The 23,201-nt window shown below is 54.4% G+C and carries 16 protein-coding genes; 4 read left to right on the forward strand and 12 right to left on the reverse strand.

The window, feature by feature from the left end:
* Positions 1-2: 2 nt before the first annotated feature.
* Entirely contained in the window at positions 3-830 is an 828-nt protein-coding gene (locus BM114_RS10490) for a hypothetical protein (protein WP_092113248.1), read from the forward strand.
* 43 nt (positions 831-873) lie between these two features.
* Here the strand turns inward: BM114_RS10490 and nhaD are convergent, their stop codons facing one another.
* Positions 874-2,235, reverse strand: coding sequence for a sodium:proton antiporter NhaD (gene nhaD, locus BM114_RS10495; RefSeq protein WP_092113250.1), 1,362 nt, complete (start codon positions 2,233-2,235; stop codon positions 874-876).
* 111 nt (positions 2,236-2,346) lie between these two features.
* On the opposite strand from nhaD, the gene BM114_RS10500 reads away from it, so the two are divergent.
* The 3 genes from BM114_RS10500 to recA are packed head-to-tail and all read left to right on the forward strand — an operon-like array spanning position 2,347 to position 5,260.
* Positions 2,347-2,952, forward strand: coding sequence for a DUF6621 family protein (locus BM114_RS10500; protein WP_092113251.1), 606 nt, complete (start codon positions 2,347-2,349; stop codon positions 2,950-2,952).
* Between the two features lie 10 nt (positions 2,953-2,962).
* Positions 2,963-4,201 (forward strand): saccharopine dehydrogenase family protein, encoded by a 1,239-nt coding sequence (locus BM114_RS10505; protein WP_092113252.1) that lies wholly within the window; start codon positions 2,963-2,965, stop codon positions 4,199-4,201.
* A gap of 24 nt (positions 4,202-4,225) precedes the next feature.
* On the forward strand, positions 4,226-5,260 hold the full coding sequence (recA, locus tag BM114_RS10510) for a recombinase RecA (RefSeq protein WP_092113254.1): 1,035 nt from the start codon (positions 4,226-4,228) through the stop codon (positions 5,258-5,260).
* A gap of 266 nt (positions 5,261-5,526) precedes the next feature.
* On the opposite strand, the gene BM114_RS10520 is transcribed toward recA, so the two are convergent.
* The 11 genes from BM114_RS10520 to BM114_RS10575 all read right to left on the reverse strand — a co-directional run.
* On the reverse strand, positions 5,527-6,444 hold the full coding sequence (locus BM114_RS10520; protein ID WP_092113256.1) for a FimB/Mfa2 family fimbrial subunit: 918 nt from the start codon (positions 6,442-6,444) through the stop codon (positions 5,527-5,529).
* 9 nt (positions 6,445-6,453) lie between these two features.
* On the reverse strand, positions 6,454-7,530 hold the full coding sequence (locus tag BM114_RS10525) for a phosphoglyceromutase (RefSeq protein ID WP_143089307.1): 1,077 nt from the start codon (positions 7,528-7,530) through the stop codon (positions 6,454-6,456).
* Positions 7,531-7,561: 31 nt separating this feature from the next.
* On the reverse strand, positions 7,562-8,575 hold the full coding sequence (locus tag BM114_RS10530) for a S41 family peptidase (protein WP_092113259.1): 1,014 nt from the start codon (positions 8,573-8,575) through the stop codon (positions 7,562-7,564).
* On the reverse strand, positions 8,572-9,381 hold the full coding sequence (locus tag BM114_RS10535; RefSeq protein ID WP_092113260.1) for a DUF3316 domain-containing protein: 810 nt from the start codon (positions 9,379-9,381) through the stop codon (positions 8,572-8,574). Before BM114_RS10535 ends, BM114_RS10530 begins: the two co-directional genes overlap by 4 nt.
* Positions 9,368-12,070: a DNA gyrase/topoisomerase IV subunit A gene (locus BM114_RS10540; protein WP_092113261.1), complete on the reverse strand. Its 2,703-nt coding sequence runs from the start codon at positions 12,068-12,070 to the stop codon at positions 9,368-9,370. The genes BM114_RS10535 and BM114_RS10540 overlap by 14 nt, the downstream gene beginning before the upstream one ends.
* A 369-nt stretch (positions 12,071-12,439) precedes the next feature.
* A complete protein-coding gene (locus tag BM114_RS10545; protein WP_092113262.1) occupies positions 12,440-14,224 on the reverse strand; it encodes a RagB/SusD family nutrient uptake outer membrane protein in 1,785 nt (594 codons plus the stop codon).
* A 23-nt stretch (positions 14,225-14,247) separates the two neighbouring features.
* On the reverse strand, positions 14,248-17,421 hold the full coding sequence (locus tag BM114_RS10550; protein ID WP_092113275.1) for a SusC/RagA family TonB-linked outer membrane protein: 3,174 nt from the start codon (positions 17,419-17,421) through the stop codon (positions 14,248-14,250).
* Positions 17,422-18,123: 702 nt separating this feature from the next.
* A complete protein-coding gene (locus tag BM114_RS10560) occupies positions 18,124-20,211 on the reverse strand; it encodes a zinc metalloprotease (protein WP_092113265.1) in 2,088 nt (695 codons plus the stop codon).
* A gap of 9 nt (positions 20,212-20,220) precedes the next feature.
* Complete coding sequence (locus BM114_RS10565) at positions 20,221-22,521, reverse strand: zinc-dependent metalloprotease (RefSeq protein ID WP_177207093.1); 2,301 nt, start codon at positions 22,519-22,521, stop codon at positions 20,221-20,223.
* A 57-nt stretch (positions 22,522-22,578) separates the two neighbouring features.
* Positions 22,579-22,869: a hypothetical protein gene (locus BM114_RS10570; protein ID WP_092113269.1), complete on the reverse strand. Its 291-nt coding sequence runs from the start codon at positions 22,867-22,869 to the stop codon at positions 22,579-22,581.
* A 37-nt stretch (positions 22,870-22,906) separates the two neighbouring features.
* Positions 22,907-23,201: transposase (locus BM114_RS10575; protein WP_218151487.1), on the reverse strand; the 295-nt coding region annotated here is incomplete at its 5' end.

The raw sequence follows: 23,201 nt of genomic DNA on the forward strand, positions 1-23,201 counted from the left end.
AGATGCAAAACGAGGAAAACAAGGGATGCCTGAGCGGCATCGGACTCATGCTCGGCTATCTCTGCATGCTGGGCACGGCCGCACTTATAGCCACTTGGTGGGCGGACGACTTCATGGCTACGCTCATCACGGCGTTCTTGTTCTGGCTCTGGATACCCATCCTCATCGGGGCCGTCATCGCCTTTATCCTGTCATTTCGCCTCAAGACGCTGCACCACAAGATACTTTTCGGACTGGGAATCATCAATATTCTCTTAATCTCAGCTTACCTATGGATACAGGCGCCGCGGCAAGACTGCTCCGCCGACATCATGGCCGAGCACTACGAGCACCACAAGGAGGGCATGCGGGAGTTGGAGGCCTATGCACGACAAGCTCTGGACAGCGGGGCCTATATCCACCTCGAATTCGACGGGCAGCACATTCCCATCTTCCATGTCCAGGCCTGCAGCGACTCTCTTATTTCCAGCCATTGGGACGCCGACGGACTGGCAGACTCCCTGCGAGCCGTGGTGGGACTCACGGCCGACGAGATGGAAGGTCTGCGGAAGCGGCTTACCGACCTCGGCTGCATCTCCGTCGACATAAACCAGAGCGTGCCCGGCATCAACATCGGGTTCCGCCGGGTGGGACTGGGCATGTATTTCTTCCGCCTCTACGACAAGCCCATGACGGCGACTCAGTGGCAGGCGGAGATGGACGCAGAGGAGGATGTGCCCTATAACCGGCAGGTGGTGTTTGAATACGGGGCGGGAGCCATCGGCTCGATGGCCTTTCCCGGAAAAGACGAATACCTGCAAAGACAGAAGAAAGGGCCTCGGAAACAATAATCCGAAGCCCTTCCTTGATTTCCACCAAACCTCTCGTGCAACCTTAAAAAGGCGTGGCGAAGATGAAGGTGCGTATCACCCAGTAGCTCAGGATGCCCGCCAAATAGCCCACCAAGGCAATCCAGCTGATGTGCTTCATGTACCATCCGAAGGTGATTTTCTCCAGTCCCATGACCACGACGCCCGCTGCCGACCCGATAATCAGTATCGAACCGCCCACGCCGGCACAGTAAGCCAGCAGCTGCCAGAATATCCCGTCGACGGCCATATCCCCTGTTGCGGCCACGGGATACATGCCCATGCAACCGGCCACAAGGGGCACATTGTCGACTATACTCGACAAAACGCCGATGATACCGGTAACAGCGTAGTGGTTGCCATTGAATGTCTCGTTGAGTCCCTGTCCCAAAGCGGTGAGCACGCCGACCTCCTCCAGACAGGCCACGGCCATCAGGATGCCGAGGAAGAAGAGTATCGTGGCCATGTCGATGCGGCGAAGCAGGTTGGTAACACGCCTCTGCGTGCCCTCTCGCTCTGCCCCCCTGTACAACCGGCGATAGAAAACCTCCGTAACCGTCCATAGCACTCCGAGCACCAACAGGATGCCCACGAAAGGAGGCAGGTGGGTGATGCTCTTGAAGACGGGCACGAACATCAGGCCGCCTACGCCCAGGAAGAAGATTGCCTTGCGCTGTCTGCTCGAGAAGTCAAGCACCTCATAGTCCGACTTCAGATTCAACTCTTCGCCCGTGTCGAGCTCCCCCTTGAGCATGAACTGTAGCACAAGGGCCGGAATCACCATCGAGACGATGGACGGAATGAGAATCTCGGAAATGACGCCGGCTGCCGTAATCACGCCCTTGTTCCACAGCATGATGGTGGTAACATCGCCGATGGGCGAGAAGGCACCGCCCGAATTGGCGGCGATAATCACCAGCGAGGCATAGATGATGCGGTCTTTATGGTTGTGGACGAGCTTGCGCAGGATCATAATCATCACGATGCTGGTGGTAAGGTTGTCGAGGATGGCACTAAGGAAAAAGGTCAGGAAGGCGATCCGCCACAGCAGACTGCGCTTGCTCTTGGTCTTCATCACATCGCGAACCCAGTTGAATCCACCGTTTTGATCTACTATTTCCACAATCGTCATGGCACCCATCAGGAAGAAAAGCGTTGTGGAAGTGCTGCCCAGATGATGCTCTATGGCCGCCGAGACTTGGCTGATCAACTCCTGTCCGCTGACCCCCGTGATGTAAGCCGACGGGTCGAGCATGAACAAAGTCCAGCAACAGACGAACATCAAGAGGGCTACGGCCGCCTTGTTCACCTTCGTAATGCTCTCCAATGCGATGAAAAGATAGCCGATTACGAATACAATGATAATTGCGATAGTTAAAGAACTCATAGATTTATAGTAATTTGTTTGATTCTTGTTTGCGCCTGCAAAGTTAGCAAAAATCTGAAAAATTATACCATCTTTCCCGCAAAATATAAATTAATTGTGTATCTTTGCAATATGAACCCACAACAAACGAGCCCCGCCGAATGGACAGAAAATGTCATCATCGCTGATGCCGACTATGTGGATCGGGTAACCTTCGACCTCATTGTAAACTTCGAAAGGATGATCGGCCGCCGGATTCCACGAGCCGATATGGGGCAGTGGGCGGTATGCGTGGCCCTGGACGGAGGCTTGCGGGAGGGCGATCACGAGACGCAAGTGGTGCTGATTCATGACAAGAAACGCGCCAGGATGGAGAACTTCGCCCCCTCTGAGTTCGACCGGGAACTGAACGGACAGGCCTTCAAGGATGCCCGGCTGGGTGAGTTTCTCATCTCCTCCTACCCCGTGGAAGAGCTGACGGGCAAAGACGAGTTCATGCTCGAGGTGCTCAAAGTCGTGCTCGCGCAGAAAGAGGTGAAGCGTGTCATGGTGATTCCGGATGCCGAAGAGGGCAGCCTCTACGACGAGATTCGCTCGCTGCTGCATGCCCTTGACGATGAGGAGAAGCACATCACCGTCTTCACCATGCAGCCCCTGCAGGGCGGGAGGTTCCGTCAGGAGTTGCTGGGATACTCCCTGATGAACGCCTTGGGAATCAAGTCAAACGAAATCAAATAGCAAGAGAAATATGAGTAGAATACTGATGATTGGTGCCGGTGGCGTTGCCACGGTGGCTGCCTACAAGATTGTGCAGAACCAGGATGTGTTTACCGAGTTCATGATAGCCTCCCGTCGCAAGGCCAAATGCGACAAGCTGGTGGCAGATATCCATGCCAAAGGCTACAAAATGGACATCAAGACTGCCGAGGTAGACGCCGACGATGTGGAGCAACTCAAGCTCCTGTTCTCCGAATACAAGCCTGACCTCGTGGTAAACCTTGCCCTCCCCTATCAAGACCTCACCATTATGGACGCCTGTCTGGCGTGCGGATGCAACTATCTGGACACCGCGAACTACGAGCCCAAGGACGAGGCGCACTTCGAATACTCGTGGCAATGGGCCTACAAGGACCGCTTCGAGCAGGCCGGACTTACCGCCATACTCGGCTGCGGGTTTGATCCGGGCGTGTCGGGCATCTTCACCGCCTATGCCGCCAAGCACCATTTCGACGAGATACAGTATCTCGACATCGTGGACTGCAATGCCGGAAACCATCATAAAGCCTTCGCCACGAACTTCAATCCGGAGATAAACATCCGCGAGATAACGCAGAAAGGACTCTACTATGAGGACGGCAAGTGGATAGAAACCGAGCCGCTCGAGATACACAAGGCACTCACCTACCCCAACATCGGCCCCCGCGAGAGCTACCTGATGCACCACGAGGAGCTCGAAAGCCTGGTAAAGAACTACCCCACCATCAGGCGCGGCCGCTTCTGGATGACCTTCGGACAGCAGTATCTGACCTATCTCGACTGCATCCAGAACCTCGGAATGAGCCGCATCGACGAGATAACCTACGAGGCTCCGCTGACGGAAGACCCGTCGAAGACCGTCAGGGTGAACATCGTTCCCCTGCAATTCCTCAAGGCCGTGCTGCCCAACCCGCAGGACCTGGGCGAGAACTACGACGGCGAGACCAGCATCGGCTGCCGCATCCGGGGACTGAAAGACGGCAAGGAGCATACCTATTATATATATAACAACTGCAAACACCAGGAAGCCTACGAGGAAACCGGCATGCAGGGAGTAAGCTATACGACCGGAGTACCCGCCATGATCGGTGCCATGATGTTCTGCAAGGGCATCTGGAAGAAGCCCGGAGTGTGGAATGTAGAGGAGTTTGACCCCGATCCCTTCATGGAACAACTCAACAAGCAGGGGCTGCCCTGGCACGAGGTGTTCGACGGGGACATTGAATTATAGGACATATCAAAAGCAAATAGATAAATGGCAAAGAAAGAAGACGCTGCTGCCACGCAGCAGAACAATCAGGAGGGCAAGCTCAAGGCCCTGCAGGCAGCCATGTCGAAGATAGAGAAAGACTTCGGCAAAGGCGCCATCATGCGCATGGGCGACGAGCAAGTAGAGAATGTAGAGGTCATCCCCACGGGCAGCCTTGCTCTGAATGCAGCCCTCGGGGTGGGCGGTTATCCCCGAGGTAGAATCATCGAAATCTACGGCCCGGAGTCGTCCGGCAAGACCACGCTTGCCATCCATGCCATCGCCGAAGCCCAGAAACTGGGGGGCATCGCGGCGTTCATCGACGCCGAGCATGCCTTCGACCGCTTCTACGCAGCCAAGCTCGGGGTGGATGTAGACAACCTCTGGATAGCGCAGCCGGACAACGGCGAGCAGGCTCTTGAGATTGCCGACCAGCTCATCCGGTCGAGTGCCGTCGACATCGTGGTCATCGATTCCGTGGCTGCCCTCACCCCGAAGGCGGAGATAGAGGGAGACATGGGCGACAACAAGGTGGGGCTTCAGGCCCGCCTGATGAGCCAGGCACTCCGCAAACTGACGGCCACCATCGCCAAGACCAATACCACCTGCATCTTCATCAACCAGTTGCGCGAGAAAATCGGGGTGATGTTCGGCAATCCAGAGACCACCACCGGCGGCAACGCCCTGAAGTTCTATGCCTCCGTGAGGCTGGATATCCGCCGCGTTACAAGCATCAAGGACGGAGACCAAGTGCTCGGAAACCAAGTCAGGGTGAAGGTAGTCAAGAACAAGGTGGCGCCTCCTTTCCGCAAGGCAGAGTTTGAGATTACCTTCGGAGAGGGAATCAACCACATCGGAGAAATCATCGATCTCGGTGTCGAAAATGAGATTGTCAAGAAGAGCGGAAGCTGGTTCTCCTATGGGGAGACCAAACTCGCCCAGGGCCGCGAGGGCACGAAGGAGCTCCTGCGAGACAACCCGGAGCTCTGCGACGAGATAGAAGCCAAGATAAAACAGGCTCTCGCAGACAAGAAAGACTAAACTCCAAATAAAAGGAAAGCCGTTGGCAATCGATGTGCCGACGGCTTTTTTTGTGTCCGAAAAAAACATTTGGGCACGACGGGCAATGCCGTCAGTCCGGCAAAAGACCGTCAGCCGGCTGACAAAATCGCCGAGATTGAACGACAAAATCGGCGAAATCATGCGACAAAATCGGCGAAATCATGCGACAAAATCGGCGATTTTGTCAAGACGGGAGCGGCTAACTGGAAATGCCCCGGCGGTCTTTCGATTTGGCGGGGACTGGTCTAATAGCTGTGCGTAATCGTCGTCCAGGAGGTGTCGAACGAGAGTGTGAAGGTTACATCGCCGCCTCCGCCGCCCTGGCCACCCGTCGGAGTGCCTCCGAAGAAGCTGCCACTATACGGCGTGATGACATTGCGGCGTACGGGCACGGCCGTGAAGACATGCTCCGCCACGGTCTCATTGTCGGCATTGAGGGCTGTTACCGTCATCTTGAGTTCATCCTCCTCGGCATGGGGAAAGGTGTAGACCTCGAACTGACGGCCTGCATCGTGCCCGTCGGCAGGCACCTCACGATACTCCGTCTGCCGTGAGTTCACGCAGCCGAAGCCCGAGAGAGGGTCGAAGGTGGAGCTCCCGCCCGTGTAATAGAACTTCATCCGCTTGACACCCGGGGGGATGGCATCGCTGACGACAAGGCGGAACATCGACACCGCACGCTTGAGTTCAAACTCATAGGAGCCACCCCCGGCTACCTCAATGTCCTTCACGCAGTAGAAAGTATCCGTCAGCTTGTTGTCCTTGAACTTCACTCTCTCCCACGATTCAAAGGTGGGCACGGCCAGTCCGCTGTGCGCAAGCACGATTATCTTGTAGTTTCCCGGAGGAAGCGAGGTGGTCAGCGTGCCGAACTCCGGATCCGTAGACTGTTGATGTCGGGCATCATAGACGGCGCCGTCGGCCTGATAGATGGCAAAGCTGATTCGTGTACAGACAGCGGAGAGGGCAGCTCCCGAAGGCGGCGTAGCGACATCGCCCTCAAACGGAATCTGCGTGAGGTTGGCTATCGAGAACCTCACCTTGACGCCGCCCTCCGGCTCCAGGCGGCCTTCCGGCTCATCCAGATTCACCTTCTCGCAGGATGCCAACAGCAGGCTCGCCAGCAGCAACAGGCTGAAAAACATAGAGGCCTTTCTCTTCATCCCAATGACTTATTTGAGCGGGATGGCCTTTTCGGTCTTTCCCTCCGTATTTTTGAAGTCCAGGTCGAGGAGTTTCGCGATGGTGAAAGCCACCTGCTTGTTGTAGATTTGCGCTCCGCCGCTAACCTCTCCCTTTGCCTTTACCCCGTTGCCAAAGGCCATGAACCATGTTTCGTCAGACCCCGGCAGCTTGTTGCCGTGATGTTCCCACTTCTCGGAGCCCCTTCCGTGGTCGACGGTAACGATGAATGTGGTCTTATCGCGATAGAAGGGGTCGCTCTGGCAATAGTCCCAGAGACCTTTGAGAAACAGGTCGAAGCGCTGCGCCGACTCCAGATAGCTGCCATAGCGGCCCTCATGGGCAAAGTCGTCAGGCTCGCCAAAGCCTACGAAGGTGAGCTGGGGATGCGCTGTTTTCAGGCATTCCAAGGCATAGCGATAGGTGAACGCATCGTAACGCACGGTCGGCCAGAGGTGCGGAATCTCCTGCCCGATAAGGTCGTAGAGCTCTTCCGCCTGGGTTTTCCCAAGGTTCTTCGACGCATCCCACCCCGCATTCACGGGGATTCCGCTGCGCTGCATGTTGAAAATCTCATGGAAACGGTCCCAGCTTCCAAAGCAATACACCGAGTTATTATACCTCGCATCGCCGTTGGCAGCCTCGAATACCGTAACATTGGGGTTGGGAAAGGCATCGTTGCTGTGCACGCGCGCATCGTCGGGATAGCCCGTCAGGGTTTCGTTATACCCCGGATAAGAGAAGTGCATGCCATTGGCCACATTCATCCGGCTGCCCTTCGCACGGTTACCATAGAGGATGCCGTGCTCCGCCACATGGCTCCAGACGAAAGGAAGCAGCGCCGCACGCCTCTCTTCGGGGGTCGCACGCCAGAATTTCTCGTTGTTCAATTTAATGTTAGAGACAAACTTCTTGTTGTTGAGCAATGCCGAATCGGCACCCATGAAGACATCCTGCCAACGGAGTCCGTCGACCATGACCACCACTACTGGGTTCTCACCCTTGCGCTTGGCCATAACAGGCAGGCAAAGGGCAATCAACAGAAATGCTAATAAATACTTTTTCATGTCGTATTAATGATTATAAATGGTATGATGATTATTCCCTGAGCAGCTTGCGGGCATATTCGATGAGGGTGTCCCGGCCTCGTCGAAAATCCTCCTGAGTGAGGTCAACCTTGTAGTCGGGGTCGATTCCGAACTCGGTGCTCTGCTGCTGCCTGTCGTACATCGGGCACGCGGAGAAGCGTACGCTCCAGCCGTTCGGCAGTTCACTTGAGAACGGCAAACCTGCCCCGCCGCCGGTCTTGTCGCCCACAACCGTTACCCCAGGACAGCATTTCATGTATTTCACGAACTCATTGGCGGCGCTGTAGACCGAGCGATTGGTGAGCACCACCACCCGCTTCTGCCATCGCGCGCCCTTCGCCGGCTTGAGAATCTGTTCCTTCATTGCCGAGAAGTCGCCGTGTCCCGGCCCCGTCTTATGCTGCATATAGCCCACGAGCGTCTCCTCATTGGTGAACCTCGCGGCCAGTTTCTCCGCACTGGAGATCATGCCGCCCGTATTGTTACGAAGGTCGATAATGAGGCCGTTGCAGGGCGCGAGATAGAGTAGGATGTCGTCAAGGTTGCCGCTCCCGATGTCATTCGTGAAGGTTTCGCAGCGCAGATAGCCCGTATTGTCGTCGAGCACGCGGTATTTCATCCCCGACGCAATGCGGTAATCAGTACCGATATACTTGCTGAAAAGCGTGTCGGAGAAGTTGCTCGGATAGTCTTCATGCCAGCTCCAGTTGCGCGCCACATCAAAACTTGAATAGAGATTCACATGCCCGTCCCTGAGCTCCGACAGCATATTGCACAGCACTTCGAAGACCTGCGACTCCGTCATGCCGGCATTCATCATGCGGGAATACCGCCGGTGGACCTCGTTCCAGTCCAGCCCGTACTCCTGGGCCTTATAGTCGAGGAAGCAATAACGCTGGTCGATGATGTTCCAGAGTGCCTCGAAGTTGCCCTGGGGAGTGTCGGCATAGCTCTCTTCGTCCACGCATCCCGCAAGGGCCAGCAGCATCGGGAGCAGCAGGAGGTATAACAGAGCTTTCTTCATGGCCGCATCTTGATGAGTTGGAAGCGCTTGGTTACACCGACGACGAGGCTGTGGGTATAGACATGGCTCCGCAATCCGTTTACCTTAGCCTGCTGGAAATCGCCCAGATAGCCAATGCGGAAGGTGGTGTTCCAGAGCGTAAAGTCGAAAGTAAGCAGCTGCCGCAACGACGGCGCGTTGCCAATCCAGGTGGGAACGACATTGTGATCGTAGTTTCCCTGCGAGAAAATCTCGTAGTAGGACTGGCCGTAGTTAGGTGAAAACATCACTCCCAGCAGAGGCACACTCAGTTCATAGCGCAAGGTGTGAGGACTGTTTTTGATCCTGAACCTATAAGCGGCCTCTATCACTGGAGTGATGTTGAGGTACAGGCGGGCCTGCGCGGGGTTGTTGGAGTTACGGGTGTTATAGATAAACCCAAGGTTTGCGTCGATGTTTCCTCCCACTCCGAGCGTCAATCGGTCGTCTTCCAGCGACAAGAGCCTATAGTGCCAGCCATACTGGAAGTTGTACATGCCCGCCAATTCGTTGCCATTGCCCGACCGATTGTCGGCATAGGCCACATTCCCCTGATGGATAATCTCACGGTAAAGGCGCTTGCCCTCGTGCTCGCGAAAGGTATGCGAGATATAGCGAAGCTCCGTCCCGTTGTATTTTTCAGGAGAGAGATAAGTGTCGAGGATATTCGTGGCACCGATTCCCAGAAGCTTGGAATTGGTGATTATCCTGCCCTCCTGAGCCACGGCGGACACCGCCGCCAGCACGAGGGCTGCCAGGACGCAGGCATATCTCTTATTGTTCTTCATCGTCGGGGAATAGACTTAGTTGTCCCGTCATCTCGTCTATGATTCGCTGCCGGCTCTTCCCGGCATCGGGATCGAGGTTCTCCTCCGCGTCATCAGCAGGCTCCTCTTCCTCCGGAGCAGCCTCCGGCTCGGGGAAACGAAGCGGTTCGAGTTCTTCCACGGACGCCACTTCCCATTGGGCAAGGCGCTTGCCGTGAGCCTTCACGCCCTTCAGGGCGATGAACTCATCGACATCTATTTCCAAATCAGGCCGCCCGTTGTCGGCTCCGCCGAAGTGAACGAGGAGCCTCGGATACGCCTGATCCGTGAGCAGAATCGGCCTGCTGTCCGGATTCTCACCCAGATAGTTCTGGGTCTTGCGGGCATATTCCATGCAGAACCGCTTCACATACACACGGTTCTGGTTGTCGGCGTCGTGCAAGACGGCCGTCCAAACCTTGTGCTCATCCCACTTCTCAAGAATCTTGATGTCGCCCTCATAGTGGTTGTTCGGGTCGAAATTGGTGAAGTAGAACTCTCCGCCCTCAAGCACCACGAGGATAAGCTCTCCGTCGTTGAACTCTCCGAGATAGCGTCCGTGCTCCTCATAGTTGATGCGGCGCACATCAGGATCGAACCAGACCTTGCGCCCCCCGAGGGTGGAATGGCCGTGGCTCTTGAGCGAAATGCGATGCACGGGCTTCTTGGAGAGGATGTTCCCCTTGGAGGCACGCCCCTTGATCATCACCTCCGAGAAGTCTTTCTCGATGAAGATGTTCTGCTTCTTCTTCGCCGCGTCGACCTCCAGCGTAACCTTGATGACCTCGGCCTCGCCGTTGGGGTTGGCCGTGAAGTACATCACCTTCGACCCCTCCTTGCCCTGCGTGAGGTCGTACTCACGGTCGCGGATAAGCGTGGGCACATTGAATCGCTTGATAAAGCAGAAGCCCTTGCGGCCGTCACGGTACACGACATTGTATATCGTGCGCTTGTCGTTGCGCTTGAACACCTGTGCCCAGATGACCCCCTTGCCCACGAAGAGCTTGTCGGCCACCTTCACCACCTTGTATTTTCCGTCGCGATAGAAGAGGATGATGTCGTCGATATCCGAACAGTTGCACACGAACTCGTCTTTCTTCAGCCCCGTTCCGATGAACCCTTCCTGCCGGTTGATATAGAGTTTCTCGTTGGCTTCGACCACTTTCGTAACCTCGATGGTATCGAAACTGCGAATCTCCGTCCTGCGCAAGTGGTCGCCGCCGTACTTCTGCTTGAGGTATTTAAACCAGTCGATGGTAACCTTCACCATCTGCCCGAGGTCCTTGTCGATGTCGGCTATCTCCGCCTTTATCTTCGCGAGCAGCTCGTCAGCCTTCTCCTTGTTGAACTTCAGGATGCGCTGCATCTTGATTTCGAGCAGCTTCAGGATGTCGTCGCGCGTTACCTCGCGGATGAAATCCCTCTTGAAAGGCTCCAGCTTTGAGTCGATGAACGCCACCACGGCATCCTGATCGGGCGCCGTCTCGAACTTCCTCTCCTTATAGATGCGCTCCTCGATGAAGATGCGCTCTAATGAATTATAGAAGAGTTGCTCCTCTAATTCACCCTTGCGGATGAGGAGTTCCTTGCGCAGCAGCCCCATCGTGCGGTCGGTGCTGTGGCGGAGCACATCCGAGACGGCAAGGAACTGCGGCTTGTTATCCTCTATCACGCAGCAGTTGGGCGAGATGTTTACCTCGCAGTCGGTAAAGGCATAGAGCGCGTCCATCGTCTTGTCGCTCGACACGCCGGGAGCCAGATGGAGCTGGATTTCCACCTCCGAGGCCGTCATGTCTTCCACCTTGCGAATCTTCAGCTTGCCTTTCTCCACGGCTTTCGTGATGCTTTCCTGCAGCGAGGCGGCCGTCTTGCCGAACGGAATCTCGCGGATGACGAGCGTCTTGGAGTCCAGCTTCTCTATCTTCGCCCGCACCTTGAGCACGCCGCCGCGCTGCCCGTCGTTGTATTTCGACACATCGATGGCGCCTCCCGTGGGGAAATCGGGATAAAGCTGGAACTTCTCGCCACGGAGATAGCTGATGGCGGCATCGCATATCTCGTTCATGTTATGCGGCAGGATCTTGCTGCTCAGCCCCACGGCGATGCCTTCCGCACCCTGCGCAAGCAGCAGGGGGAACTTCACGGGGAGCGTAATGGGCTCCTTGTTCCGCCCGTCGTAGGAGAGCTGCCATTCGGTGGTCTTGGGGTTGAACACCGTCTCCAGCGCAAACTTCGACAGCCTCGCCTCGATGTATCGGGGAGCGGCCGCACGGTCGCCGGTCAGGATATTGCCCCAGTTGCCCTGCGTGTCTACGAGCAAGTCCTTCTGTCCCATCTGCACCAGGGCGTCTCCGATGGAAGCGTCTCCGTGCGGATGGAACTGCATGGTGTGGCCCACGATGTTGGCCACCTTGTTGTATCGGCCGTCGTCCATACGCTTCATGGAGTGCAGGATGCGGCGTTGCACGGGCTTCAGGCCGTCCTCTATGTGAGGCACGGCCCGCTCCAGGATTACATAACTGGCATAGTCGAGGAACCAGTTCTTGTACATTCCGCTCAGATGATGCACCGCCGAGGCGTCAAAGCGGTCGGCGGGCCTGTAGTCGGAATGCTGGTCTATCTCCAGTTCCTCTTCCTGTGTATTGTCGTCAAAAGTCTTCTCGTCGTCCATATATGAAGTAGGTTTGCAGGGCAAAGATAAGCATTTTTTCACAGAACGGCAAGAAAACGCGGCAAGAATCCATAAAAACAGGTGGTTCGCAAAGCTCCCTCGGCAAGGCCTTTCATGGTCCGCACCAAGACAGTTTGCCGTTTCGGGCAGGTGTATCAGCCATTGAAACAGCGTGTTTCTACTACTGAAACAGCGTGTTTCAGCCGTTGAAACATCATGTTTCAGCTGCAGAAACACCCCCGGAAGGCCGTCATTACAATTGCTCAAAACCACAAACAAGGGCACGGAAGCTGCCCGGAACTGGGCGGGAAAACGAAAAGGGCCGGCCATACCCATTATCATGACCGGCCCTCAATGACATAACCGTACTTACCAGCCTGGGTTCTGGACGAGGTTCGTGTTCAGCGTGAGCTCCTGCGTGGGCAGGGGAAGCAGCCAGCGGTGGTCTTTGTCAGACCATTTGCGTCCGGTCTCACTGAGCGACTTGGAGGACTTATACTGATATAGATACTTCGCTCCCTGATACTCAATGGTAGGCCGTGCGTTCTCACCCGTAAATGTATTGGCGGGATACTGGCTGATGACCGTAGGCGTAATCTTGATGCCGAACATGGTCTTGGGATTCTCCATCACCTTCATTCCGTTCCAGCGCTTCAGGTCGTCGAGCCTGAGCCCCTCTGCCACAAGCTCTATGCGGCGTTCACGACGAATCTCATAGATGAGGTTGGAGACCGTATAACCATAGTCTACAGGCCGCGCGTCGGCAACGGGAGAAGTGGTGAGATGAGCCATCTCTACGCGGTCGCGCAGCTTGTTGACGGTCTTGTCAAGCACGGCCTGCGTGCAGGTGCCAAGCTCCGCGTTAGCCTCCGCATTGATGAGGAGCACCTCCGCATAACGGTAGACAAACCAGTCATAGGTGGAGTTGTTGGCTTCCTGCTGCGTGGTGTTCGCTGCATGATACTTCACACACTGGTATCCGGTAACGCCCTTGCTGGATCCCACCACATTGGCAAGTTCGTTCTGCACTCTTTCTCCATTGCGCACATAATAGGGACGATGCTTGTTGTCGATAATCTGGTACATTCGGGGGTCTCTGCCTGCAAGCTCCGCGTCCATGTCCTCATCGCCGTGATAGCCCGAGCCGGCATTATAGATTGGCGTTCCGTCCTTCATCAGGAACGACTCCGCGAAGTCTTTGCTCAGCCCCATGCCTTGCTCCTGCACCTGTCTGCCCAGCTGATGCTGCAAAACATCGGGCTCGTAGAAGCGCGCCAGGATGCACTCTTTGCTGGTGGAAAGGTCTTCCTGCGTGAAGAGATTGGAGTAATAGAGGGGGTATCCGGCGTAGGCAAGCTGGTCGCAGCCGTTGTCCTGCCCCTTCACGATATCGTAGTTACCTGAATTGATGACGGCATCGGTCTGCTCGACGGCCTTCTTCAGCAGCGACTCAGAGGTCTGGCTGCCCGTCCCTGCCTCGTGATGATACTTCTTGTAGGTTCCGAAATAGAGGCATATCCGGGCCAGCTGCGTCCGTGCGGCGTCCTTGTTCAGCCGCCCGCTTTCCGACGACGACTTCTCCGGCAGGTGCTCGATGGCATATTCGAAGTCCTCAATCACATGCCCCAGTACTTCATCCTTGTTGTCCCGGGGCTTGTACAGGAGTTCCTTATCGCTGGTCTGAAGGTCCGCGTCGTACCATGGCACATCGCCATAAGTCTTGAGCATGTCGAAGTAGATAAGGCCTCTGAAGAACCTCACCTCCGCCACATACCGGTTGATCTCCTCCTCGGAGCCCTTCACGCGGTCATAGCGCTTCAGGAAATAGTTGCAGCTCCGCAGGTCGTTCCAGTACCATTTGTTATAAGCGGTAACGGCAGGTGTTGACTCCGGAGATTCCTCCGGCACCGTAAGCTCGTCAAAGAGATAGGAGCTGTAGTTCGTCGTAACGAAGTTGTCGCTCTCGCCGTCAAGGGCGGGATTAGGACTGCTGAGCAATCCATACAGCCCGTTCGCATACAGCTTCAGGTCATTGGGCGTGTTCCAATACGACTCATCCGTGAAGGAGTCCATCGGCGAGAGATTGGTATAGTCCTCACAGGCACTGAGCGTCCCTGCCATAAGGACCAGATAAATATAATGTCTGAATTTCATAGGAAATATCTTTTTAAGAGTTATTAGAATGTCAGATTAAGACCGATGGCGAACTTCTTGTTGATCGGATAGGTCATGGTTCCCAGTGTTTCGGGGTCGAATCCGTCCATCAGACTGGTGATAGTGAAGAGGTTCTCACCCTCTATATAGAATCTCAGGCGACTGATTCTCCACTTGCCGGTAAGGTTTCTGGGCAGCGTATAGCCGAGGGTGATATTCTTCAGGCGGCAGTAACTTGCGTCCTGCAGATACCGCGTGGAGTTCTGTCGGTTGCCTCCGTTGGCCCATCCCAGGCGCGGGAAGTAAGCCCCGGGGTTATCCTCCGTCCAGTAGTCAAGATTGTTTGTCAACGGTGTTTCCCACTCATCGGTGAAGCCCCAGAAGGCAGGACCTCCCAACATGTAGTCCCGCTTGCCGACCCCTTGCAGGAAGACATTGAGGTCGAAGCCCTTGTATTCCGCGCCCAGCGTAAGTCCGAAGGCGAGGCGAGGCGTGTTGTTGCCGATAATCTTGCGGTCTCCGGGATTCTTCAGCGTATTGTCCCCGATATTGATTTTGTCGTTGTGGTCAAGGTCCTCATACCTTACATCGCCTGCTGTCCAGTGCCCGCCGTAGAGATAAGACTGGTCGATGGCCTGGGCTTCGGCGTCTGTCTGGAAGAGTCCATTAGACACATAGCCCCATATCTCGCCTATCTCATGTCCGACATAATACTGCGAAATCAGGCCCGTGGGGTTGCTGTACTTCGTAATGGTAGACTTATAGTCGGAGAGCACTCCTTTCACATGATACGACAGGCCGCAGGCAAGGCGGTCGTTCCACTCCAGCGAAAGCTCCCATCCCACGGTCTTCAAGTTGGCCGCATTCTCCAAGGGAACGGCCGCTCCAAGCACAGCCGGCAAGACTTCACCCGAAGTAAGCATGTCCTTGGTGTCGCGGCGATACCAGTCGAAAGAGGCGTTCAGCCGGCTTCTCAGGAACGAGGCGTCGAATCCGAAGTCTATCTGGTGCACGCTTTCCCAGGTGAAAGACGGGCTCACGAGGCCCGGCACCGTGATGGCCACGGGCAGCGAACCGCCGAGGAGGGCGTTATAGCGGGTATTGATGCCATAGGTGGCAAGATAGGGGAAGTTGCTCGTTACGGCCTGATTGCCCAGTGAACCGTAAGAGACGCGAATCTTCATGTTGTCCCACCAACTTTTCAATGGGCTCCAGAAGCTTTCCTCAGAGATTCTCCATGCCGCGGAAGCGGAAGGGAAGAAGTCGTAGCGCTCGCCCTTCTTGAACTTGGAAGATCCGTCATAGCGGCCGTCCAGCTCGAAGAGATACCTATCTTTGAAGTTATAGTTGATACGGGCAAAGACGCCGCTTACCGACCATTGGCTTTCATTACCGTCCGTCAGGATATCACCTGTGGCCTGATTGATTGCGGGGTTTGCGGCATCAATAAGATTCTTTCGTCCCACATAGTGGTAGGCCGTGTGCTCCTTTTCCTGGTTGTAACCCACCATCACCTTGAAGTTATGTGCCTTCTGTGCCAATGAGAACGAGTATTCCGCAAAGGCGTTGAACGACTGATAGTAATTGTCCTGGTTGGTCAGCGTAACGCTGCTGGGGTTGGTCCAGGGATAGAAGTTCTCCGTCCCGGGCACCGCCGTGTAGTCATAGAAGTTCCTTACATGCTGGGTGGAGTGTGCTCCGAAATGGTTCCAGGTATAATCCGCGTTGATGACGAGGCCGTCGACAGGCGTGATTTTCACCGCTCCCGTCATCCAGAGGTCGTTCTGCTTATAGTGCGCATTACCGCCCTGGGCCTGCAATGCCACAGGATTGGTGAAGCTTCCCTGTCCCGCATAGTGTCCGTCGGGGTGCTTCACCGGCATGAGAGGGCTCAAGTCGGCCTTCATCATGCCGCTATAGGCCGATATGCCGGAATAGGCCGTGGCGTTCATGGCCGTCGTTCCACCCGTGGGATGCAGTTCCGTGGTATAGGTATTGGTGATCTTCGCAGATACATTCAGCCACTTTGCCACATCCGTAGCAATGTTGATGTTGGCATTATACTTCTTGTAGGTGTCGTCGGCAGCTTTCAGGATACCCCCCTGATTGTTGGCGGCAAGCGAGGCGTAGTAGGTGGTGCGCTCGTTGCCTCCGCTCACGCTCGCATTATAGATTTGCGAGAACGAGGTCTTGTAGAGTTCGTTCCACCAGTCCGTATTGCCGCAGTAACCATACTTGAACGAACTGTAATCCGGGTCGAAGAACACGGGGGAGTCATAGGTTCCGTCCATGTAGGCCTGCGTGTAGTCATACACCAGCTGGTTGAAGTAGTGCCCGCTGCCGCCGCTGTTCTGGTAGGCCTTGTCTATCATGGTCAGGTAATCGATGGAACTCACATTGTGGGCCTCTACTGCCGGCCGCTGCCAATACCCCGTAACATTGAGGCTGACGACAGGCTTGGAGTTGTTCTTTCCCTTCTTCGTGGTAATGAGAATCACTCCATAGGCCGCCCGCGCGCCGTAGATGGCCGCAGAGGCGGCATCCTTCAGGACGGAAATGGACTCTATGTCGTCCGGATTCACGAGGTTGGCGTCCATCTGCACATTGTCCACCAATATCAGCGGGCTGCCTCCGTTCAGCGAGGTGGTACCGCGGATGTTGAAGGTAGAGCCCGCACCCGGAGCTCCTCCTGACGACATCGAGATGTTCAGGTTGGGCACCACGCCCTGGAGTCCCTGCCCGATGTCGCTGATGGGACGGTTCTCCAGCACATCGCCTCCCACTTGCGCCACCGCACCGGTGAGGTTGGCCTTACGCTGGGTGCCGTATCCCACGACCACCACTTCTTGCAGCGACTCGCTGCTTTCCTCAAGAACCACGGTCATCTGAGCCGACGCAGCGACTTCCTTGGGCTGATAGCCGACATAGGAGAACAAAAGAATTGTCCCCGGGGAGACGCTCAGGGCGAAGTGGCCGTCAATGTCCGTGACGGTGCCGCGGGAGCCTCCCTTCTCGGTAACGGTTACTCCGATGAGCGGCTCGCCCCTGTTGTCGGTAACGAGACCTTTCACTTCATTGTTCTGCTGAACAATGCTTACTGCGGCGTTTGCTGTTTCGGCACAGGCCGGCAGCGGCATCGTGAGAAGGGTCAAGACCCCTAATCCTACGAACACGCTGCTCCTTGTACAGAGACTCATAAACACCTTGCGAGATTGTACTTTGTTAGGCATAGTTAAACGGTTTTTAGTTGATAAACTTTACAAAGTAAAGACTTTGATTTCTACGGCCTTAAAGATAGAAAGTTTTCCGTTTTCAACAAATTCAGCAACCTTTTTGTTAACAAAAAAAACGATTTTTATGAATCGGAAACATATCCGAAAACCTGTCAGAATATCGTGTCGGATTCTTACGGATACGCAGAATAAAGCCATCCCTGGTTACAATTTATCACACAGACAGTCCTGCCGCATAATCCCCATGCGACGGATTCAGGAACAAGAGGCAGCGATTAAAGGGGAAAGAAGCGGTTTCCGGCGCGACAAAATCGCCGAGATTGTCGGACAAAATCGCCGAGATCATCGCACAAAATCGCCGATTTTATGCCGCTATATACATGCCCTTGCAGGGCTATATGCCACACATAGCAAGCCGATGTGCCACGCCTGCTACGAACATATACCAAAAATAACGACAACGGAAAAGGGGAAAGGCCCGATGACGGAATGTCTTTCCCTTTTATAGCTATATACTAAATTGAATATTCCTTGCTTTATGAGGCCTTCGTCTACAAAGATATTCTTCAGTCGGCGTACGCCTTTCTCTACTTCCCACCTTGGTATAAGATGCCTACAGGACATCAAGCAGATTGACAACCTTGACACACTCGCAAACGAAAGGTATTAATGCGATGATTTATCGGCTATATATTTGGCGACCAACAGCTTGCACATGTCGCGCACATCGGTCTGCGTATGCTGGATGCTTAACTGTCTTAGGCACTGCATCACCCTATCAAAATGGGCTTGCGATAATTCCCTGCCGTGCTTATTGGCTTTATCAGCAGTGCTACCGAGTACCTTATGCCAACGGTCTACCAGCAAACAGAGCATGTCGAGCTGCTGTTCGCTCATCGTTTCGGTGGCAGAGAAACGATGAAAGAACCATTTATCGATGTCGGCCAGCATGTCGTCCACGGTATAAGCATCGGCATTCATCAACGCCAATTCGTGCAGCTGGGCAAAGCGTGCGTCGCTCAAAAGCTGCTCGAAGTCGGTGCCTATAGTAGAATGCAGATACTGCCTGTCGGCTATAAGACGAGTGCGAATGTAAGGACTGTCGGCAAACGACCGCTCGCCACATATATGACTGCCTATCTGCTCCATAGCCTCGCACTGCTCGTTAGCACTATAGTGCGCATTGCCTATCATCAATATCCACTGCTGCAGGGCATCGTTCAGCAGGTCGATGCCACGCTCGTAGATGCGCCGCATGTTCGTTCCAACCACCTTCACGGCCTGTTCGTAACGCTCAGGATGCTGCCATACGGAGCGCATCTGCTCTAAGCGGGCGGCCAAAACCGAGACGGGCGACGCATGCGAAGAAGCCATAACAGAGGCTTCACGCTGCTGCAACCGCTGCCGACAGGCAAATATGCTCTCGCCAGGCAGCATGGGCGTATAGACTGCACGCACAAAAGCAAGGTCGGCAGGCGACAAGGTAAGGGGCTGATCGATACATACGGCAGGCGTATCGCCATTCGCCCTGCCAAGAATGGCACCAAGTTCGCGCATCAGTTCGGCCTGAAGAATAAGTGCCACAGCACGGTCGCGATGCCTGGCCTGCTGCAAATAGCGGGCGTTGGCCTCGCCTCGCAACAAGAAATCCTGCAGCAGCTTCTGCTCGAAGCCACGCCCCACGACGATACGAGCCGATAGCATCTCACCTGTACGGGGATGACACAGCATGCTGTTCGTTACCCCCTTATGGCAAAGATCGTAGCTCACTACAACAGCCTGCTGTGCTGCTACGCTATCTTGTGGCAACCATCGAGGCTGCAACACACGGGCAGGAAGGCCTACGGCATGTAGAGCCTGATTCCACTTCTCTACGGCATCGCACAACGCAGCATGCCACTTACGCGGGAAACGATGGTCGACATAAATTGTTAACGGCTGCCGGTGGAGCGGCCAGCGAATAGCCAACGAGTCGGGCATAGGGGCATAGGGGTGCTGCGAATACTCGCTGAAGCGAATGGTCTGCGCCCCATTCTCCTCGCCAACCAAACGCAGTTCATCGGCTACTTGGGGCAACAACCGTAGCGTGCAGCTTACCATAAGGGGCTTACTTCCTTTGGGCAGTACGGTGTTGGAGGAGGAGAAACGCTGGCCATTGTCGTCGGTTTCATGCCATCGCTCTATCTGAAATGTTACGCCATCGGGCATGGCATGGGTGCTAACGATGCGCGACAAGTCGGGTTGCAGAGCACGAATCTCCATATTGTCATGGTATGAAAACCACTCATCACCCTCCTTTAGCAGCTGCGTCAAGCTAACCACAGCCTCGCCCTTGCCTGCCCATCCCACAATAGGAAGCGACAACTTGGGGGCTGTGGTATTCGACAAACGGAAGGCAGGCAATAATTCACTGCTGTTGTCGAGTATCCGCTCTGCATAGAAAGGCTGCAAGAGGTCGACCTTGGTGCTATCGGCTGAGAGCTCGAGCTGCACTACCCCCATGCTTTTAATGCCGCAGTTAATCATGTCGAAGCCATGGTCTATCTGGGCAGTAATAGCCAAATCGTGCCCAAAGGCCGATGGCGGAATAGCCAGATAGGCGGTGCTGTCGGTCGTAAAGGCCCGCAGGGAACTGCCACTAACCGCCATGTGCGATGCATCGAATGGCTGTCTAACGGTTTCCTGTGCCAATGCTGTTGTTTCTAAGAAGAGAACGATAAACAGGGTAAGATATGAGAATACTGTTTTGAACATGATAGATGATTACAATGATATTTGTGTGAGACGAATGAGTTCTGCGGCACGCCGCTGTGCCAGTTGGTCGGCAGTATGCCCTGCAGCCTGTGTTACCTCATTGGTTATACGCTGCAATGCACGCATAAAAAGCAATGCCACATGGCTCTGCCCTTGCTTCAGCGTGCGGTCGAGGTTATCGTGAAGAGCCTCTACATACCAGCGCTGCAACATAAATTGCTCCTTGCTCTCCATCCCATCGCGCTGCCATGGAGCAAAGAGAGAGGTGTGAATGCTGTCGACAACCTCGGATGCAGCAATGGCTGTTGTGCCCGATTGCTCGTTTTGCAACACCTGTGGGATGGCACCAACAAGCTGCTGTATCAGGGGCAACACCGTGTTGGTAAACTCCTGGTCGGCATCAATATTGATGTTCCTTGTAACATCCGACGCAAAGAGCCATGTGGGAGCCTCAAGCAGATACTGCCGTATAAAGTGCATCACTCGGCGGTTATAATCGATAGACTCTGCTGCAAAGCCACTCTTTCCATCTGCCGCAGGATATTTATCGTTAAGGTGGTCCATCACTTGTTGCATCCACCAGGTATAATGCGACAACATGCTACGGTAGCGTTGTTGCATGACCGACTTGCCTACGGCATCGTCTACGCGCCATCGGGAGGCCTGTGCACAGATATACTGTAGGTTCTCCATGCCACGTGTATTAAAGGCCACATGGTCGTCGCCCAAGTCTTCAGCCTTATTATACAGTCCGGGGTTTATCGTAAGATAACGCAGACGAGGGTTCTGCAACTGGCGGCGACACCACTTGGCACGCTGCCGTAGGCGCACCTTCTCCGTGCGACCAGGGAAGATACGGTATCCCCATTCGATGGCAAAGCGATCATAATCGCCCAGCTGTACACGCCGATGAGCGAACTGAACACTGTCGCCATGGCGCAAAGCATAATTGAAACGCACATAATCCATAATGGAAGAAGAGATGCCATAACGGGCAAGAAAAGCTGTGTCGGTAGCCTCTTCTAACGACATGTGAGCACTACCCAGATAGTTGTGCTCCAAGCCTAACGAATGCCCCACCTCATGTGTGATGACAAACTGCATGAGATCGCCGCAGACATCCTGTGGAAGACTGATACGCCAAGCCGTACTATCGTAAGCTCCCAGCTGTGTAAAATTCCATTGTTGGGAAATGTTATTCACACTGCTGAAAATACCTATATGGCAAGTAGCAATCTCGGCCGACTGCGACATGCAGGGACTTGGGCCGTAGGCATTGCTGCGTGCCGACACTTTCCACGAGATGAAGGGATAGTGTGTATCGTAGATGCAGAAGTTGGGGTCTTCATCAGGAGTAGGTGCCAACCGTGCATCGATGGCATCTTTGAACCCTGCCTGCTCGAAAGCAGGGAGCCACGCACGCACCCCGGCTATGATATAGGGCACATAATGTGCTGGCGTATTGCGGTCGATATAGAAGACGATGGGGCGTACAGGGCGCACCAGTTCGCCACGGAAATACCTGCCACGGTCGGCAGGACTTATCTCCAGGTTCCATTTCTTTGCGATAACCCGACGATGCCCCGGGTGCTTATCTTCATAAAGTTCCTGTGCCAGGGTGAAATATCCCACACGGTCGAGCTGCCTTACAGGCATGCCTTCACGAGGCAACAGGCTAAGGCACAGCCCCGTCTCATATCTTCCTACATAAGGTTCTCCTTGATATGGAGGCATTGGCCGCGAGGTATGGTAACTTCGGTCAATGCGCATAAGCAGTCTGTCGGGATAGCCCTTGACAGCACCAATAGCGTCGCAGGCACTGATACGGCCGTTGAGCGAAAGGTCAAAAGAGAACAGGTCGAGACCGAACAGTGGACTTTTGCGCAACATACTTTCTACCTCGACCAACACATTACCATCGCCTCGTGCCACGATGGGGAGCCGATGATAAAGGCGGAAGTTGGTGGTAAGAGCGGCTATCTCGGCATCGGAGGAGCGGGCATCGTGCCACACACGATGATGCTGGGGGTCGCCTATCCACAATTCATTGCCATGACGCTGGATACTTAGGAATACCGGACCGAGCATATCGCCAGAATATCCATAGGTTTTGTCGATGTTACGATGTGGCGAGGCCGGGGTTGTAAGCAATGTAGTGAAAAGGGAAAACTCGCGCCCTACAAGACTATCGGCAACCTGCCAGTAGAGTTTGCCATGCACACGATAAGTAGGGAGAATGCCATCGCACACCTTCTCTCCGCCGTGTTCATAAAGAAAATGATGCAGATTGGCAGTATGTCCAAACGACATACTGCCAACAATGCTTATTAATATTAAAAGAAATATTCGCAACATGATAAGATGCGATTACTCATAGTTAAAACTTATATCTACAATCTTTCCTAACTTTGCTTCTTCATTACGGTAGATGTAAGCGTCGTTTGCATCGCCAGCCACGCTAAGTTTCAGCTCTGCAATAACACCACCATTAGATGTATTGATACCTACACCTAGTATTCTACCCATCTCTTCTGTGCTCTCAGGATCCTGAAACTTCAAACAAGCAATTTGGGCACTAGCATCTTCGGCATATTCAAAGATGACAAAGGCCTTCTGGCGTTCAAGGTCGATACGATAAACCTTATTGCCTGCCGTCATGAACACATAATAATTACTACGCGAGTTCGGGATAAGATTACCATGCAAATAGCTCTAATTGTCTTGATTTCTCCACATGCACTGGCAGCGCCTCCGGCTTGTTGTCAAAGAAACAGTAGGCCGCGAGAGCCGAGCATAGGTTCATCATAAAGTTGTGTATGGACCGGTGTCGTGAATGCACGAGGTTGGCCTTGTTCTTGAGCAATTCGTTGATACACTCGATGATGTACCTTTTTCTGAGCATGATCTTGTCCCACATGGGCATGAGCTTATTCTTCATGTTGGCCTTGAGGCCATGCACGAGATGGATGCCCTGGTCGAAGAGATGCTCG

The sequence above is a fragment of the Prevotella sp. KH2C16 genome, from assembly GCF_900113305.1.
Lineage (GTDB): Bacteria > Bacteroidota > Bacteroidia > Bacteroidales > Bacteroidaceae > Prevotella.